The 235-nt window shown below is 61.3% G+C and carries 1 pseudogene; it reads left to right on the top strand.

Annotated elements, in window-relative coordinates:
• Window positions 1-235, top strand: a pseudogene (locus IZU87_RS17560) (IS3 family transposase); the annotation flags it as partial.

Raw genomic sequence — 235 nt, 5'->3', positions numbered from 1 at the left:
TCGGTCGTTGAGCCGGGCCCAGCGCGTGGCACTGGTCGAGCCGCAGGCGCCCGACATCAGCCTCCGGCGTCAGTGCCAGCTACTCGGTATCAGTCGCTCCTCAATGTACTATCAGCGCAAGGCGCTACGGGCCTATGATCTGGAGTTAATGCGTCTGATCGACGCGGAACATCTGCGCACACCGGTCTATGGCTCACGAAGGATGTCAGCCTATCTCAATCGCTTGGGCCACGCA

The organism is Cobetia sp. MC34 (assembly GCF_018340035.1).
Lineage (GTDB): Bacteria > Pseudomonadota > Gammaproteobacteria > Pseudomonadales > Halomonadaceae > Cobetia > Cobetia amphilecti.
This window is presented reverse-complemented; position numbering and strand designations above follow the sequence as displayed.